We start from the raw sequence: 598 nt of genomic DNA, 5'->3' as shown, positions 1-598 counted from the left end.
CGCGGAGGCGGGAATCCAGTAAAACCTATAAAAACTTGTTTTTATAGGTTTATTTTGTTAATTAATGTGTAATTGTTGAGATCGGGATTAAGGCTACTTTTTCTGGATTCCCACCTCCGCGGGAATGACATCAGAAAAATAAGATAAAAAACAAACAGTGACCGACTTCTTGCAGAACTTGCTTCTAAAGGTAATTTGTGTATCAATCCGGTACTCGCATCCTCCCGTACTAAAGTGTACGCTGTAGTACTGCATTCCGTGTTTCCTTCAAATTCTTCTTTATTAGTTATGTTATGCAAGTTGTCGGTCTCTGCGTGTGTTTTACCTTATTGTACTGATGTCATCGCCGCGGAGGCGGGAATCCAGAAAAAGTAGCCTTAATCCCGATCTCAACAATTACACATTAATTAACAAAATAAACCTATAAAAACAAGTTTTTATAGGTTTTACTGGATTCCCGCCTCCGCGGGGATGACATCAGAAAAATAAGATAAAAAACAAACAGTGACCGACTTCTTGCATAACTTGCTTCTAAAGGTAATTTGTGTATCAATACGGTACTCTCATCCTCACGTACTAAAGAGTACGCTGTAGTACT

Annotated in this window: 1 protein-coding gene and 1 pseudogene; both read right to left on the bottom strand. The window is 38.6% G+C overall.

Going from position 1 to position 598, the window contains the following annotated elements:
• Positions 1 to 161: 161 nt before the first annotated feature.
• A pseudogene (locus tag O6R16_RS08140) lies at positions 162 to 299 on the bottom strand (palindromic element RPE1 domain-containing protein); the annotation flags it as partial.
• Positions 300 to 421: 122 nt separating this feature from the next.
• Positions 422 to 598: palindromic element RPE1 domain-containing protein (locus tag O6R16_RS08135; RefSeq protein WP_499680712.1), on the bottom strand; the 177-nt coding region annotated here is incomplete at its 5' end.

The organism is Candidatus Rickettsia tasmaniensis, assembly GCF_036857515.1.
In the GTDB taxonomy this organism is placed as follows: domain Bacteria; phylum Pseudomonadota; class Alphaproteobacteria; order Rickettsiales; family Rickettsiaceae; genus Rickettsia; species Rickettsia rickettsii.
The sequence above is the reverse complement of the archived record's forward strand: the minus strand, read 5'-3'. Positions and strand labels throughout refer to the sequence as shown.